The sequence below is a fragment of the Bartonella sp. MR63HLJHH genome, assembly GCF_042194155.1.
Lineage (GTDB): Bacteria > Pseudomonadota > Alphaproteobacteria > Rhizobiales > Rhizobiaceae > Bartonella > Bartonella grahamii.
Genome location: NZ_JBHIMN010000002.1, coordinates 158,738 through 174,567 on the forward strand (window position 1 = coordinate 158,738; position 15,830 = coordinate 174,567).

The 15,830-nt window shown below is 40.2% G+C and carries 13 protein-coding genes and 2 pseudogenes; 1 reads left to right on the top strand and 14 read right to left on the bottom strand.

The annotated features are described in order from the left end of the window. The 3 genes and pseudogenes from ACFIKQ_RS02080 to ACFIKQ_RS02090 all read right to left on the bottom strand — a co-directional run. Nucleotides 1-359 (bottom strand): annotated as a pseudogene (locus ACFIKQ_RS02080) (tol-pal system protein); the annotation flags it as partial. A 52-nt stretch (nt 360-411) separates the two neighbouring features. Beyond that, on the bottom strand, nt 412-933 hold the full coding sequence (pal, locus tag ACFIKQ_RS02085; protein ID WP_375655756.1) for a peptidoglycan-associated lipoprotein Pal: 522 nt from the start codon (nt 931-933) through the stop codon (nt 412-414). Between the two features lie 201 nt (nt 934-1,134). Beyond that, nucleotides 1,135-1,830: a DUF1013 domain-containing protein gene (locus tag ACFIKQ_RS02090; protein WP_375611764.1), complete on the bottom strand. Its 696-nt coding sequence runs from the start codon at nt 1,828-1,830 to the stop codon at nt 1,135-1,137. A 367-nt stretch (nt 1,831-2,197) separates the two neighbouring features. Between ACFIKQ_RS02090 and ACFIKQ_RS02095 the strand changes: the two genes are divergently transcribed. Further along, the gene (locus ACFIKQ_RS02095; RefSeq protein WP_005774608.1) at nt 2,198-2,944 is read left to right on the top strand and encodes a YebC/PmpR family DNA-binding transcriptional regulator; all 747 of its coding nucleotides are present in this window, start codon (nt 2,198-2,200) and stop codon (nt 2,942-2,944) included. Nucleotides 2,945-4,023: 1,079 nt separating this feature from the next. On the opposite strand, the gene tolB is transcribed toward ACFIKQ_RS02095, so the two are convergent. The 11 genes and pseudogenes from tolB to ACFIKQ_RS02150 form a co-directional block, all read right to left on the bottom strand. Continuing rightward, nucleotides 4,024-5,349 (bottom strand): Tol-Pal system beta propeller repeat protein TolB, encoded by a 1,326-nt coding sequence (gene tolB / locus ACFIKQ_RS02100; RefSeq protein ID WP_015856942.1) that lies wholly within the window; start codon nt 5,347-5,349, stop codon nt 4,024-4,026. Nucleotides 5,350-5,392: 43 nt separating this feature from the next. Then, nucleotides 5,393-6,805, bottom strand: a complete 1,413-nt coding sequence (locus tag ACFIKQ_RS02105) for a cell envelope biogenesis protein TolA (RefSeq protein ID WP_375655758.1) — start codon at nt 6,803-6,805, stop codon at nt 5,393-5,395. Between the two features lie 106 nt (nt 6,806-6,911). Continuing rightward, nucleotides 6,912-7,364: a protein TolR gene (tolR, locus tag ACFIKQ_RS02110; RefSeq protein WP_273787696.1), complete on the bottom strand. Its 453-nt coding sequence runs from the start codon at nt 7,362-7,364 to the stop codon at nt 6,912-6,914. Nucleotides 7,365-7,379: 15 nt separating this feature from the next. Continuing rightward, nucleotides 7,380-8,093 (bottom strand): protein TolQ, encoded by a 714-nt coding sequence (gene tolQ / locus ACFIKQ_RS02115; RefSeq protein WP_375652716.1) that lies wholly within the window; start codon nt 8,091-8,093, stop codon nt 7,380-7,382. Between the two features lie 1,733 nt (nt 8,094-9,826). After that, complete coding sequence (ybgC, locus tag ACFIKQ_RS02120; protein WP_375635534.1) at nt 9,827-10,267, bottom strand: tol-pal system-associated acyl-CoA thioesterase; 441 nt, start codon at nt 10,265-10,267, stop codon at nt 9,827-9,829. Nucleotides 10,268-10,480: 213 nt separating this feature from the next. Beyond that, nucleotides 10,481-11,575, bottom strand: coding sequence for a Holliday junction branch migration DNA helicase RuvB (ruvB, locus tag ACFIKQ_RS02125; RefSeq protein ID WP_375613207.1), 1,095 nt, complete (start codon nt 11,573-11,575; stop codon nt 10,481-10,483). A gap of 13 nt (nt 11,576-11,588) precedes the next feature. After that, entirely contained in the window at nt 11,589-12,203 is a 615-nt protein-coding gene (gene ruvA / locus ACFIKQ_RS02130) for a Holliday junction branch migration protein RuvA (RefSeq protein WP_375655760.1), read from the bottom strand. Between the two features lie 13 nt (nt 12,204-12,216). Continuing rightward, nucleotides 12,217-12,732, bottom strand: coding sequence for a crossover junction endodeoxyribonuclease RuvC (ruvC, locus tag ACFIKQ_RS02135; protein WP_273787693.1), 516 nt, complete (start codon nt 12,730-12,732; stop codon nt 12,217-12,219). Nucleotides 12,733-13,695: 963 nt separating this feature from the next. Then, nucleotides 13,696-13,967, bottom strand: a pseudogene (locus tag ACFIKQ_RS09120) (DUF1465 family protein); the annotation flags it as partial. Nucleotides 13,968-13,979: 12 nt separating this feature from the next. Further along, entirely contained in the window at nt 13,980-14,498 is a 519-nt protein-coding gene (locus ACFIKQ_RS02145; RefSeq protein WP_015856950.1) for a DUF1465 family protein, read from the bottom strand. Between the two features lie 182 nt (nt 14,499-14,680). Beyond that, nucleotides 14,681-15,823: an OpgC family protein gene (locus tag ACFIKQ_RS02150; RefSeq protein ID WP_375655762.1), complete on the bottom strand. Its 1,143-nt coding sequence runs from the start codon at nt 15,821-15,823 to the stop codon at nt 14,681-14,683. Nucleotides 15,824-15,830: the final 7 nt, after the last annotated feature.

The following is a 15,830-nucleotide window of genomic DNA, read 5'->3' on the forward strand; positions in this document are numbered from 1 at the left end:
GCCTTATTAACAGTGTCAGTGGCTGTTTCCACCGCGCTAGATGCTGCTTTATCAGCTGCATCAGGTGCTTTCTTCACAGCATCAATAGCCTTATTAACAGTGTCAGTGGCTTTTTCCTCCGCGCTAGATGCTGCTTTATCAGCTGCTTCAGGTGCTTTCTTCACTGCATCGACAGCCTTATCAGCAGTGTCAGTGGCTTTTTCCTCCGCGCTAGATGCCTTATCAACTTCATCAACTTTATCCGTATCATGTGCAGGATATTCGGAAGCCCTTCGTGCCGCACTTTGAACAAGTGAAGTAGAACAAGCTATGAAAACCGCCATATAAAAGAGTGTTTTCCAATTGATTTTACGATACATTCCTTTTTCCCCTTAAGAGCTTATTGAATAGTTGAAACAAACAATCTTCTTTTTAATGACTATTCATGTCACTCAACGTTGTCACAGCACGTCGATTTTGATTCCAACAGGAAATATCATCACAGACCGCTACAGGTCTTTCTTTTCCGTAAGAAATTGTTTGAATCCGTTGTTCAGACACACCTAGAGACACCAAATAGTTTCGCACAGCAACAGCACGGCGCTGTCCAAGTGCCAAGTTATATTCACGTGTTCCCCTCTCATCAGCATGACCTTCGATCATAATAGAATAATAAGGATAATGAAGCAACCATTCCGCTTGGCGCGTTAAAATACGTTCAGCATCAGCATCAAGTGAAGAAGAATCGAGACTAAAAAACACGCGATCACCCACATTAACCGTAAATTCTTGTCCTGAGCCTGGTGGCACCTGATTCAAACCAGCATCATTCATATAAGCGCCATTCATACCGTTAAGTGCACCGACATTTTTTTTGCCACACCCAGCCAAGCATAGTGCGAAAAAAAAGAGGACAGCTAAGGAATAAGAGAGGGTTTTTTGGGTAGAGCGCATAGTCCGTTTCTCCTTGAGTGTCGTAAAGAAGGGTAAATTCTTAAAAATATTTTCAAGAATAACCGTTAATTCCTAATGAAGACGAAATTTTTCTGTTTTTTGGTCATCATTTTTATTTTTGAGTCTCTGCCAATTTTTCTTCTCTCCAGCCATTCCTCTAACATTTCCATAAGAAATGTTTCCCTTATACGTCATGGCTTTTTATGCATCATCTTGATCTTGACGATTTTTTTGCAGCGCGTTCAGCTTTGCAAAAACTTTATCAGCATCAAAAGTCTTATGCAGATTTTCTTCACTCTCATTTTCCTCTAGGGCAGCGTTTTCCGTCACAGAAGCGGGAAGCAACGACCTATCTTCTTCTGCAGCAACAGGGCGATTTTTCGCCGCACGCTGGAGCTCAAAATCTAAATCGATTTGCGAACACAAACCAAGTCCTACAGGATCAAGAGGAACCAAATTTGCACTATTCCAATGGGTTCTAAGGCGGATTTGTTCAATTGTCGCTTTTGTTGTCCCAATCAACCGTGCAATTTGTGCATCTTTCAACTCGGGATGGTTCGTAACCAACCATAGGATACCATTGGGACGATCTTGGCGTCGAGAAAGAGGGATATAGCGCGCCCCTTTGCGTTTTTTTTCAGGAATATGCACCCTAGATTGAGAAATTTTCAAGCGTGCGTTTTGATCAGCCTCCACCCGTGCAATTTCACTGCGCGTCAATTGCCCAGAACTAATCGGATCTAAACCTTTAATACCATAAGCCGCATCACCATCGGCAATAGCTTTTACTTCCAAAACATGCAATTTACAAAATTCTGCAATCTGATCAAAAGAAAGAGCTGTATTATCAACCAACCAAACAGCTGTTGCTTTGGGCATCAAAAGTTGCGTTGCCATTTTTTATAAATCCTCTTCTGCGCCTCTTCTATGAGGCCGGTTACCGCCCACTCAAGAGCACTAGAACTTTTTATATGTTAGGTCTCTCCAACCACTCCTAAAACAAAGCGAGGCATGGAATAAACCATTTTGCCATGAGATTACATTCTGTTATAGCGTTATTTTTGCTCAACGACAAGAGATCTCTCTTGTAATGATCCTCAACTAAGGTGTCTTTACCTTTAAGATGAATTTTCTTATAAAGGATTTATTCGATTACTTCACCTCATGCTGTGGCACATTTATTCTGGTGGGATGCGTGTTTTGTCGCCTTAAATTCTAAAGAGTATCCAACTGGAAAGAAAGCCCTAAAATAGGAAGGAAAACTATGGCTGGCCATTCACAATTTAAAAATATTATGCACCGTAAAGGGCGTCAAGATGCAATGCGCTCGAAAATATTTTCTAAACTTGCGCGGGAAATTACCGTAGCAGCAAAACAAGGTGCTCCTGATCCAGCCATGAATCCACGTTTAAGGCTGGCTGTTCAAAATGCCAAAGCACAATCGATGCCGAAAGATAATATTGAACGCGCGATTAAAAAAGCTTCAGGTACCGATGTCGAAAATTATGATGAAGTACGCTATGAGGGCTATGGACCAGGTGGCGTTGCCGTCATTGTTGAAGCTTTAACTGATAACCGCAACCGCACCGCTTCAAATGTGCGCGCCGCCTTCACAAAATCAGGAGGAGCCCTAGGAGAAACAGGATCGGTCAGTTTCATGTTTAATCGGATTGGTGAAATAATCTATAAGCCAGAAGCAGGGACAGCCGATAACATCATGGATGCAGCAATTGAAGCCGGTGCTGAAGATGTGCAATCAGAAGAAACCGGACATCATATTACCTGCGCATTTGAAGATATTGGTGAAGTTTCCAAAACACTTGAAGCAAAACTTGGTGAAGCAGAATCGATTAAAACGATTTGGAAAGCCACCACCCTTGCACCAATAGATGAAGAAAAAGCTTTGTCCGTTTTACGACTGATTTCAACATTAGAAGAAGATGATGATGTACAAAATGTTTATGCCAATTTTGATGTCAGCGATGAGATTTTGGCAAAATTATCTGTATAATTCCTATCATTTGCACAAGCCCTCTCTTCATTCATGAGGGCTTCAAAAGCATCTGTCACCTCGCCTCTTTATCCGCACATATAAAAGCCCCGCATCAATAGCGGGGACTAACCATTGGTGCAACAAGAAAACCGCCATTAATTCCAGAAAACATAACCCAAAAAAGAAAGCATAAAAAACTCTGTAGTCTCACGCCTTTCTTACATGCCCCAAAGATTATCCCTATAACCCCTCTCTATTTAATCTTTTTGTTCTTTAAGATTAACCTCCCCACCCTCAAGTAATGAAGATGATCTGGTCTGTAAACAATTCGGATTTTCTTGACGTATTCCTATAACGAATCACTCATGGAATTCATTTGAAACTTAAGGCTCAAAAAATACACACTCCCCTAAATATTCGCCATGCACTTAAAAAACACTTAAATATCTCAAGGAAGTTTATATGCCTTATATCGCCACACCTCAAATGACAGTGTTTTTACAACATCACAGAATAAAAATAAGCAAATGGAAAGCCAGAGCTGATTGTTTAGCAAAGTATTATCCCAAAAGCCGATATATCTCTCTAATCCGTTGCGGATAAATTTTTGACTTTATAGCATTAACTTTATGGCATCGTATGTTTCATAAAATAATGTCATTTATCTTAAAAATCTGTCCTTTTGCTATTACCGATCAATCAATATTCTGACCTAAAACAACAGCGTACTTGAATAAAACACATCAGAGAGCAGCAGAAAAACACCCTTGACAAGAGTCTGGACTCTTCGCAAACCAAATCAAAGAGGAAGTCAAAAAAATATAGAGAGACACTTTGAATAAAAAGTTGAAATCTAGAGACCTCAGAATTTTCGACTATATTTTTTCAAGATGTTGTTTTTGAATTTTTTAAGCATTTTCCCCCAAGGAAATTCTATTGTCGATAAACAACCGTAGATGATAGATGAAATCTACATAACTCCCCATGCCCACTATAATCGATTCCTTCTTTTAAATAATTAAAGACAATTGAGATTGTGTAAACTTGAAACTGTATAGACTATATTCCTTCTATGTTCTGTTTTTAAGCATTTTGTTTTACTGTATATTGAGCAATGGCGACCATGCTGGATCCGAAGCATCATTGGGGGTGGGTAATTGACGTTCATTGCGTCCTGTAATGTCAATCGTATAGATTTTTGGTCCCATACCGGGATTTTTGCGAAAGAACATCAGCACACGACCATTGGGTGCCCAAGTTGGTCCTTCATTGTGAAACCCTGTGGTTAAAATTCGTTCTCCTTGTCCATCAGGGCGCATAACACCGATAGAAAATTGTCCGCTTAATTGTTTTGTAAAGGCGATATAGTCACCCCGTGGAGACCAAATAGGTGTCGAATAACTCCCCTCGTTTGAAGAAATACGCTGAATATCACTCCCATCCGCATTCATTTTATAGATTTGCGGCTTTCCACTACGATCTGAGGAAAAGACGATTTGTTTTCCATCCGGTGAATAAGAAGCAGAAGTATCAATAGCAGAAGTTGTTGTAAGTCGCGTCATCGTACGGGTTCGTAAATCCATGGTGTAAAGATTTGCACTGCCATCATTTTGTAACAAACTCATAATGACCTTTTGTCCATCAGAAGAAAAACGCGGAGCAATTGTCATGTTATTAAACGTTCCGATCAACTCTCTTTGTCCCATTTCAATTTGTTGAAGATAAACATGAGGTACTTGATTGTCCTCATAAGCCATATAGGTCATTTCTTGTCTTTTTGGGGAAAAACGTGGTGTAAGCACCAATTCACTTCCATCAGACATATAAATCAAATTTGCGCCATCTTGATCCATCATTGCTAAGCGTTTAATGCGTGCATTTTGGGGGCCTGTTTCATCGATAAAAACAATTCGTGTATCAAAATAACCACTTTCTCCTGTCATCTCACTATAGATCTCATCTGCGATCATATGTGCCACACGCCGCCAACGTTCTGTCGCGGTATAAAAACGCCGTCCTTTCAATTGTCTTTGTCCAAAAACATCCCATAAACGAAAATCGACCCTCAAACGTCCATCGATTTCTCTCATGACTTGCCCCGTAACTAAACCTTGCGCTTTTATTTTCTGCCAAGACGCAAAATGCGGTTGTTTATTAGGATTAGAAATATTTTCAAGAAAATTTTCTTTATTAAGCGGTAAAAAAAGCCCCGACCGCTCAAGATCGGCTGTCACCACAGCAGATATTTTCAACCCAATCGAATCATTGGAAATAAAGTCTGTAATTGCAATGGGAATGGGATTAAAATCAGCGCTCGAAATAGTCCCTTTCAATTGCGCATAGCCCGATGAAATACTTGAAAGCCACAACCCACAAGTGACAATAAACCAAGCAAAAACTTTATGTCTCGTTATAGTCATCATGGAATGTGTCCTTTCGTTAAGCCAATTTATTTTTTCTCATTTATCATCTGATTTCTTGGAGGGGATCAACATTAAAGTCAAAACCTTGCCCCCATAGATCATATTGATCACGTGGGAGATCTGCATAAGGTTGGCATGAAAAGACAGCGGCGTACACCTGCCTTATCATAATAGCTTGTTGACTCTCAAGACCGCTTACGGGATCAATGATAGGATCGCCCACAACCATCCCTTCACGATCTAAATAAAATCGCAACCGCACAACCGGACGGTTTTTTAAATCGCCACCAAGCGCCACAAGTTTAAGCTTCTGTTGAATACATGCCCCCGCAATATTGACCAATGTTTGTGCCATTTTTGTGGTATCATCAATGTTTTTTCTTGCGCCCAAAGCTTCTGGTGTATGAGAACGTTTTGCTCCCCCTCCTTGTGACCGCGCACGATTGAGCAAATTATTTTCCTCCAGTGCTAAAATATCTTCAATAGTCTGTTTTTCTTGGTTTTTCTTGTTAAGCTTTGGCGTCTTTTGATTCAATGCAGCCGCATTCTTCCTTGGAAATTCTTCGTCAAATTTTGGTTTAAACTGTGGAAGAAGAGATTTTTCTGGAAGTGTAATTTTGGGCGCTTGATGAACAATCTGTTCTGCTGGTACCTTCTGTACCGTTGGAGCCAATTCTTTTGGCGATATCATCTCTTCATTTTTGTGCGCAGGCTTGAGCGCATCTTCCGGCGCCTTAAAAGGCATCTCAGGTGCAACCTTGGGGGTATCCTCCGGCGCGCTCAAAGGCATCTCAGGCGCAACCTTGGGGGTATCCTCCGGCGGCGCGCTCAAAGGCATCTCAGACGCAACCTTGGGGGTATCCTCCGGCGGCGCGCTCAAAGGCATCTCAGGTGCAACCTTGGGGGTATCCTCCGGCGCGCTCAAAGGCATCTCAGGCGCAACCTTGGGGGTATCCTCCGGCGCGCTCAAAGGCATCTCAGGTGCAACCTTGGGGGTATCCTCCGGTGCTCTCAAAGGCATCTCAGGCGCAACTTTGGGAGTATCCTCTGTTTTTGCTTCTAATAATTCTGGTTTTGTAAGTTCGGGTGCAAATGTTTCTGACGTGTTCTTGCTTGGTGGTAGCGATGCTGTTTCAACAGGACGCAGTTTTTCCTTTGGTTGAAAAGGTGCTAGACTATCTATTTGTCCCTCTCCAATATGGCGTGCATCTTCTTTCTCTTGTGGTTGCATAGTTGGTTTAACGGCAGGGATTGCACGGATGGGAGCCTTCACGGATCCTTGTTGAGAGGACAACTCGTCCACTAAAGGAGCAAGAGTGATGGGAATTGCTTCCAATGGTTGTGGTAAAGAGACAGAGCTTGTAAACTGAACGGCTCCCCAACTGAGAAAAATGACATGGACCACAAGGGATAAAGCCAAGCCTCGTTTCATGCTATGATAGGAGTCTTTGTTCATTCTTTATGCCTTATTTATGACTTATATTTTTTCATTTTTAATCACTCTGAGCTCTATTAAACACTTTAAAAACAACAGGTTATGCGAAAATTTTATTACTTATTATTTATTGTGCTAGACTTGCTAACGCAACTTGAGAAAACCCCGCTTTTTGAATATCCGCCAGCAGTTTTAATACTTGCTGATATTCAACAGTTTTAGCAACCCGCACAAAAACCCGTTGATCTTTTTGTGTAGCATCTTCTTCCAGAAGAGTTTTAAGGTGTGCAATCAGTGCTTGTGACGTTTCATAATAATCTTGATTAATGGCAAAGCGCCCTTGCGCGTCAAGTGAAACCGTAAGGGGCGTTTTTTGAGCTCGTACGGGACCCGCTTGACTATGAGGCAAATCTAGAGGAACACCGTTCACTAAAAGGGGGGCAGAGACCATAAAAATAATCAACAAGACCAGCATGACATCCACAAAAGGAGTGACATTGATCTCACTCATCAGTTGGCTTCGTGAATGATAGCGCCTGCGTGTATTTTTTCGAGAAGAAGAAGCAACAGAAATTCCCATGGGATAAGCTCCTTTTTATAATGAGGAAGGTGCTGTGCGTGTTTCATCAATACGCCGCGATACAATTGTTGAAAATTCATCGGCAAAATTTTCTATTTGTGCAATGATGCGCGCACTTTCATGAGTCAACTTGTTATAAGCAATAACGGCTGGAATTGCTGCAAACAAACCAATAGCGGTTGCTAAAAGCGCTTCTGCAATCCCTGGCGCGACAATGGCAAGTGATGTATTTTGAGAAGCTGAAATAGAAAGAAAAGACTCCATAATACCAATAACTGTTCCAAAAAGTCCGATAAAGGGCCCCGCAGATCCCAGTGTCGCAAGAAAACTTAATTTTGATTCTATTTTTTCACTTTCACGTCCCAGCGTCAAATCCATAGCCTTATCAATTCTGCTCTGCAAACTTTTCGATGTATGGGTCCCTTTTTCAAGAGATTTTTTCCATTCAATCATCGCCGCCATAAAAACGGCGGATATACTATTGGTGTGTTGACTTTTACATGATGCATAAAGATCTTCTAGCGCTTTGCCTGACCAAAATGTACGTTCGAACTGCTTTATTTCACGCCGTAATCTCCGATACGTAAAAATTTTATCAAAAATAATTGCCCAACTCCAAATGGAAGCGAGCAGCAACCCGATCATAACACCTTTCACGATCCAACTCGCTTGCATAAACAAATGCAACATTCCAATTGTTTCCGGATTCGTTAGTTCACCATGCGGCATAATTTTTGTCCCTCTAAATAAAAGGTGTATTTTTTAAAATTCTATAAAACAGATTATTTTATAGTTTCTAAATTTAAGTAAAAAACCTTAGTTTCACATAAATTCATGTGCTAAAACAAGACTTGTTTCTTAAATTTCTTTAAAAAGTGATGACGAGAGACATCCCTCAACACACGCCCCCCCTCATTTCACAACAGCATTTATGAAAAATATAACGATAAAGCCTTCCCCATAAATGCTATAAAAACAAAAGATATAAAAATGCATGATATCAAATCTATTATGCACCACCACCTTTACGCTCATGAAAAAAAACTAAAACATCATACACGTTTTAAGCTCAAAATGCAGCGATAAATCTTAGCACTTGAAAAGATTCATAAGAGGCATTTTTATTCCTTTCTCAAGTGTTTCTGTATTGTATCCACTCACCAACCCCGCTTGTGACATGTAAGAAAATGTTTTTGATTAATTCACAGCAATAGGGCTTGAAAAGAAAAAATCTTACAAGTTTCAGAATTATCCAAAAGTGACAACGCAATGAATTATCATTATAAATAAATATGTTATAATCATGAAAGATTACGCTTTGCCTCAGACTATTGTTTCTCTCATTTTTCATCGAATTTAATACGGGGATACCCTCGGGCACAAAAACGACAATAAACCACCATAAAATGCCTCACAACAATGCGCCTCACCCATGCACCCCTATTGTAGTCCCATATAATCTATTGTAAGTCTCATATAGTCTCATTGTGTTGTGAATTCGCCCCTTTCAATGCCCATCGTCTCTCTGACACCATAGTATAACGTAAAAGCTTCTATGACGTAAAAAAAGCCTTTTCACATCTTTACTTCATGAAAACCGGCTTCTTCGCTCTCTTTGCTCACTTGCGATATTTGATCGTTATTGCATTGAGAATGATCCATAAGAAACATTTTTACAATTTTTTCAATGATTTATATTGCTCATCTTATGATGTATAAGCAAATGATTTTAATTGTTTCAACATGAACAGATTTGAAATGAAAGTATTTTACTCTATGACTCTATTGGGGTTTGTACCCGTGAGAAGTGATAATTTATCTTTCTAAGTCAATCTATTATATAAAATAATATGCTTTTGAAACTTTAAATCCAGAATACATTTCTGCTTTGTATACATTAATCTCTCACTCATTCAGTGCGTTTAGGAGCACAGATAAAGTCATGCATTATGGATGAAAATGGATGGGACATGCGCTCTTGTGATGCCAAATGACAATCCAGTAAAAAACAAATCAAATTGCTTAAAATACTCTTTGGGTGTTTTGAGAAAATTTTTGACCTAATAGCTTATTATCACTTTATTGCAATATTGTGCTGGGTATGTGCATTTTTATAAAAATAAATCTTAATCCATTTTTTATTTCTTTTTTGTTTTGTACTTTTCTGCTGTTTTCTTATGCCAACGAACCTTTCTTCAAAAGAAAGAAAATATCTTGAGTTTATAGCAGAAAATGGATGATGAGACATTGATTTTGAATCATAACATGGATGAGGCGTGTTTAATTTTGTGGGATATCATCTTCAATTTAGTGTAGTTATTGTAGCAGAGGTGCTTTCTTTTGATGTATCATGTGACCTTGTTGGGAAACATTTAGGCTATGATAAATGTATGGTCTTAGATTGTAGGTTACTTTACATCCCCTGATCTCTCCTGAAGCTGCTCGCTCAATGAATAACACTTTTAACCAAGCATTTTTGCAAAAAGTTCTTTGGGTAAACGTCGCGGTTTTGCCTCCTCATTAATCAGAGCAATTTCAACTTTAGCTGTTACCAACGTGGTCGCCTCATGCAAAATAGATTGCTCCATAAAAAAGCGTGCCCCTTGGATATGAGTAACACGTGTTTTAACAACTAAAAGATTATCAATTTTAGCTGGTCTTGAAAAATTAATTTCCATATGACGCACAACAAAAAACAGTTTTTCCCCCTCAACCCCTGCTGCTAACATCTTATTATTAAAACCGGTATCCCGTAAAAACTCTGAACGTCCTCGTTCAAAAAACTCAAGATAACGCGCATGATAAACCACTCCGGAAAAATCTGTATCCGCAACATAAACGCGGACCTGAAAATTATGAAAAGCATTTGTATGATTGCTCTTAAAAGGAGTTATTTCTGTCATTGGCTTCATGTCCCATAAAATCATCTAATATAGCAAATTATTTATCAATCAAAAGATTGAACACATTTTTGTGTTGAAGTTGTGAAAAGAAAAAGCCCCCCCTTAATCGTGCAAGACCTTTTTGGTCAGAATATACTAAAAGAAGCACGTCTCTTGTATTTTATGACCTTGCTATAAAATATTCACATAGTTTCTTTTAATAAAGAGAATATCTTAGTCATCTTCCCCATCCCATAAAGACGTCTGAAGTGATGAATTGTCTTGAGCATCAGAAAGTTGAGAACGCCTTTGTATAGACGTTGTAGAGGCAGGAGCAGAAAGCCCTAAATGGCTCCAAGCCTTTTCAGTTAGAATGCGTCCACGAGCGGTTCTTTGAATAAAACCTTGTTGGAGCAAATACGGTTCAACAATATCTTCAATGGCATCGCGTGGTTCTGATAAAGCAGCAGCAATTGTTTCAATCCCCACCGGTCCCCCTAAAAAAGTTTCCGCAATCAGGAGCAAGTAGCGACGGTCAAGCGGATCAAGCCCAAGATGATCGACCTCAAGGCGCGAAAGCGCTTCATCGGCGATTTTTTGGTCAATTTGTTTTGCCTGTTTAACCAAAGCAAAATCACAAACGCGCCGTAAAAGCCGCCCAGCAATACGAGGAGTCCCCCGTGCTCGGCGTGCAATTTCATGAGCACCATCATCACTGATCTTGACGGCAAAAAGCCGTGCATTACGCTGCACAATATATTCCAATTCTTCTATAGTATAAAAATTTAGACGAATTGGGATGCCAAAACGGTCTCTCAGCGGTGTGGTCAAAAGCCCCAAACGTGTAGTTGCCGCTACCAAAGTAAATTTAGCCAGATCAATTTTCACCGAACGTGCCGCCGGCCCCTCCCCAATAATCAAATCAAGTTGATAATCTTCCATAGCTGGATAAAGAATTTCCTCAATCGCCGGATTTAAGCGATGAATTTCATCAATAAACAAGACATCACGTTCTTCGAGATTGGTCAAGAGAGCGGCTAAATCTCCTGCTTTAGCGATGACAGGTCCTGAAGTAGAGCGAAAATTAACGCCTAATTCTTTTGCCATAATCTGTGAAAGCGTTGTTTTTCCTAACCCCGGAGGTCCTACAAACAAAACATGATCCAGCGCTTCTTGCCGCGTTTTTGCTGCTTCAATAAATATTTTTAAATTAGCCCGTGCCGCTTCTTGACCAATAAAATCATCGAGAACTTGTGGTCTTAAGGAACGATCTGGATCGTTAGGAAGGGGAGCGGAACCCAGAAGGCGTTTATCTTCATCTTTATGCATTGTTACCTTGATTTTAAGTAGGAGAAGAAAGCAATTTGAGACTATGGCGGATCAGCAGGGCAGAAGAAACAGTTTCCTCCTCAAGAGCGTTCATCGCAAGAGCAAGAGCACGGGATGCTTGCTCCCGTTCAAACCCTAGCTTCATCAACGCGGAAAGCGCGTCATGCGCAGGTTGATTGGTCATCTCTCGCTGAGAAACCGAAACAGTTTTGACCGCTTGTTCAAAGGGGAGTGTTTTACTTTTCAGTTCACCCACAATTCTTTCACTGACTTTTTTACCAACGCCCGGCGCTCGACTAATCATCGCAACATCGTTTAAGGCAATAGCTTGTGCGAGTTCATCTGGCGATAAAGTACCCAAGATTGCCAAAGCAACCTTCGCCCCTACTCCAGGAACATTTTGTAGAAGACAAAACCACTCCTGTTCAGCTCTTGTAGCAAAACCAAAAAGGCGGATTGCGTCTTCCCGAACATGCGTTTCAATAAAAAGGCTTAACGCCTCCCCAACAGAAGGCAAAGAAGGACGCAGCCGATTTGACACAAAAACAACATACCCCACACCGTGCACATCAAGAAGGATATGATCATCAAAGATATGTTCAAGGGTGCCCTTTAATTTGCCAATCATGTTGCCACCCCACTCATATCGCCATCCTTGCCTGATAAGATCGGTCAATACTCTTACGATGCATACTATGACAAAGAGCAAGAGCAAGAGCATCAGCCGCATCACTGCTATCAAATTCAGCCCGTGGGAGTAGAACTTTTACCATCATATGGATTTGTTCTTTAGCCCCATGTCCAACACCAATAACCGATTTTTTCACTTTGTTGGGCGCATATTCAAAAACAGGAAGAGTTGCTTGCGCAGGAACCAGCAGTGCAATTGCACGCGCTTGCCCAAGTTTTAAAGTTGCTGTAGCATCTTTGTTAACAAACACATGTTCTACAGCGGCTTCATGGGGCATAAATTGATGCACAACCTCTGAAAGACCTTTGTGGATCTGACATAATCTGGAAGCCAGCTCACACTTTACATCAGAAGAAACCGTCCCTGCTGCAATAAACTGAAGACGATTACCAGCAACATCGATAACGCCCCACCCTGTACGCCGTAATCCGGGATCAATGCCTATAATACGAATCGTCTCTGCCATAAACTACAGTCTATACACTTTTCCCCCCTGTGAATAAAGATGTGAATAAAGACAAGACCACAAACAAAACAGCAGCACAAGACAAAACCAGTCAAAAGATGGTCATGCCCCCCCAATTTATACAATTATAAAACGCAACGAACAGCATCTTTATGGAACATACTTTATGAAGCATAACTAAAATCAATCAAAATCTTTTATCTGCACATCACACGTGGGATTTCCGTATGGAGTGAAACTGTACAAGAAAGGACTAAACATGCCTCTAATGAACCATCTCAAGAGCCAAGAACTTGTCGCAACACTGGGGACTGGCAAATATGATGATGGTGCCGGCTTGCTCCGTTGCAAGCGTTAAGATGAGGGAGCTCAATGGATGTGAACAAGAACTGAGAGGTGTTTTTGAATATGCCCATTACACCACAATGTCATTGCATAGAGAGGGGACATTGCATGGGGGCACAGAGAACCCCTGAGGCATTCATTATATGGCACTTTATTTTGGATGTTTTATTTTACGCGAAGAAAATAACTTCCATTCAAAACAAGAGAAGCCCAAAAACTGACACAATGTGTATCATCCTCATTAACACACGCTCTACAGCAACTTTATAGGCATAAGTTATAGAGCATAAATAAATTGATATACAAGCCCCAGCTCTATCTAGCGCCTGATCATTATCATAGCCAAAACAAAATCACACGATATATCAACAGAAAGTGTTCCAGCTGCAATCAATCAAAGCCGATTTCCACAAGACCAACCATACCCCATCCCATGCCATAATTCGAAATCAATACCTCTCAGCTATAAGCTCAAGATATTTCCTACGCTCAAATAGAAATTAGGCAGAAAAAAGCACTCTAGATTGGTTTTAGTTGTGACATTTTGGTTGTAAAAAATGGGTAGATTGCTCTAAATATCGCAAGAAAGAAGCAAGGCGCTATTCTTCTCAAAACACCCCCAAAAGCTGTTTTCAGTAATTCGATTTGTTTTCCCACTGGATCGCTTAAACTACAGCCTCCCCTTATTTACCAGAGCGCTTAAACTACAGCCGCATATCTAAACGAAAAAATGCGCGCTTCTAAACGCAATGAATGAGAAACAAATTGGCGGAAAATTTCTGGCAATTCATGCCAATGAGGGGTTTCAAGTTCCAATATTGGTGTATGAAGTGACACTTTTACAATTGCTTTTTTATTTGTTCTGATGACATTTCCCCTTCGCGCAAAGCCAAGAAATACCTCTAAGAACGCCCAAAGGCTGTTTTGAGCAATTCGATTTGTTTTCCTACTGGATTATCATCTTCTAAGGCACAGGAGGCTGCAGTTTCCCACCCAGCACGCATATACTGTATGCGCGCTTCTAAACGCAATGAATGAGAAACAAATTGGCGGAAAATTTCTGGCAATTCATGCCAATGAGGGGTTTCAAGTTCCAATGTTGGTGTATGAAGTGACACTTTTACAATTTCTTTTTTTATTTGTTCTGATGACATTTCCCCTTCGCGCTCTGCCCGAAGAAGAAGGAGTTGAGAAGCGATTTGCATCAGTCGTGTACTTAAATACATAGCTTCTTTCGCATAGATTGCAGAAACTTCTGCCGAAAGGGAACGTGCCACTAATTTCCCTTCTGAGTCAATATACGCTGCGGTTTTTTCAATCAGCGCCATTGTTTCTTCATAGAGACGATTAAAAGCATTTTCAAAAGCATTATGCTCAATCATGATAATAGGTTCATCATATGGACGTTTATGTACACTCACGCTTTTATACTCCAAGTATCAGCACAAAATTACACCACTCAACGAATAGAGTATTAAAAAGTTTCTTTTGTTGCTGTGTAGAACGCTTTTTTTTTAAACTGCTACCTCTTTTAATTTTTTTGCGCAACGCGCTTTTTATACTAAGGTTAACGCACCCAACAAACACTACAGGACCGTTTTTCTTATAAACGGATCAGTTTCCTTGAAAAGGACCACTGCCAAGATCGCCGTCTTTCACAATAATAGGCGACTCCAAATTGCAGAGCAATACCCGTTATTATTAAGAGGGTATCGGAAAAAAACGTTCCTGTCATCACTGTTTTTATAATTTGTCCAAACATCGCAAAAATGGTTCCCGTTACAAAGACCGGTAAACTATGTTTTCCTAAGATTGCTAAAGGATGTTTCTGAGAGACATAAAACCATTTATTGATGCAGGGCAAAGAAAGAATAAAAAAGGCTAATGCAAGAACATGGAGTAAACGTGGCAAGCTTAAAAAGGTTTTATTAAAGTTCAGCAATGGGGAAGACCAGCCAAGCCACCCCAAAATACCCCACCAGTTTAAGCGAACCCATAACAGCGCCAACAAGAGATACGCTGCCGCACAAACAATCCAAAAAGACTGAAAAGCGATTGTTTTTCCTTGTTTAAGCGCTAAAGTACTGGTCAATCCTATGACAAATAAGAATTGCCAAGACAAAGGATTTAAAAACCACTTTCCCTCTAAGGGATAAGAAGGAGGAGCAATTTTATAAAATCCGCAGATAAGATACAGCGTAAACGAGCCCAAAAGCAGCCACTTTGTCTGTTTACAACTCAAATAAAGGATAAAAGGCGCAAAAAACATCAAAACGATATAAAGTGGAAGAATATTATTATATCCCAATTGATGCCCAAAACTTAAGGTACTCAAAAATGCGGTAACAGGCTCTGTAAAAAAGAGTCTCATATTATTCATTGATAAAAGTTTTTCTGTTCGCCATAATAAAAAGGCAGCAAAAAAAAGACTTAACGTGACAAAAGTAGTAAAAAGATATGCGCCATAGAGCTGCAAAGCTCTGTACCACAGTTTTCGGATGATAAAAGCAAAGGATTTTTGCTGTAACCGTCCATGAAAACTTAACCCAAGAGCAATCCCTGAAAGCAAAACAAACACTTCTGCACAATCAGAAAAACCGAAATTTCTATGGGTAAAAGACTCATAGATCGTTCTGGGAATATGGTTGATGAAAATCGTCAATAAGGCTAAAGAACGAAAAACGTCAATACGCGTATCACGGTGAAAAGGTTGAGTATTATGCTCAAGAACACCTTGGTATTTCATCAGTGGA